Source organism: Nitratidesulfovibrio oxamicus, from assembly GCF_015731765.1.
Lineage (GTDB): Bacteria > Desulfobacterota > Desulfovibrionia > Desulfovibrionales > Desulfovibrionaceae > Cupidesulfovibrio > Cupidesulfovibrio oxamicus.
In genome coordinates this window covers 1-703 of the sequence record NZ_VRYY01000720.1, presented here as the reverse complement: position 1 = coordinate 703, position 703 = coordinate 1, and the positions used below count along the sequence as shown (strand labels likewise).

The 703-nt window shown below is 70.8% G+C and carries 1 protein-coding gene and 1 pseudogene; both read right to left on the bottom strand.

Going from position 1 to position 703, the window contains the following annotated elements; all coding sequences use genetic code 11:
* Positions 1–182: pseudogene (locus FVW20_RS17670) on the bottom strand (iron-containing alcohol dehydrogenase); the annotation flags it as partial.
* Positions 183–510: 328 nt separating this feature from the next.
* On the bottom strand, positions 511–703 hold a 193-nt coding region (locus FVW20_RS17665; protein WP_196610612.1), incomplete at its 5' end, for a DUF4113 domain-containing protein.

Here is a 703-nt window from a genome sequence, read left to right as displayed (position 1 = left end):
ACGCACGCCCCATCCAGCGAGGCCACGGCCTGATCGTACGCGCCCACGCGGCGCGCCGCCTCGCCGCCGCCCACCAGAACAACGTGGTCCAGGCCCGCCGCGCGTACCCGCGCACCAAGCCCGGCCAGAACGCCAGGGCCGAAACGGACCTCCACCGGGTTGTGATAGACGAAATCCTTCATGGCTGTTCCTTCTGGCGCCGAGCGGCGGACCGGCTGCGCCGCTGCCCATCCCGGCAAGCCGGGTATTCCCCGGCTTCCGGCTCTCGTCTCCACCGACAGACGCCGGATGACGGAAACATCAGGATGCGCGCGGGAGGCTCCGGCGGACACCTGCGAGCGGCTGGGGGCAGCGGGACAGCATATGCCGTACCGTGTGCATAGCGCATGAGTTTGTCGGAATGGCGTCGGACGCAACGCGCCGTCGTTGTTTACGCCCTGCGGGCATTGCCCGCGAAACGTCTCCCGCCGGGGGAGTTGTTCCCGCACGGGCCTGCGGCCCCTGCGACCGCTATTCGCACAGCGCCTCGGCCAGTTCGTCCCACGCCGTGGTGCGGCGGGGCGAACGGTACTTCTGGCGCATGTGCCACGGGGCCTTGTCATCCAGCCCCTCTGCCGCGTGACGCAGCTTGCCGCGTCCGTGCCGGGCGTTGATCCGGTCGGCCACGGCCATCAGCCGCTCGCGCGCGGCGTCGCGTTCCGCC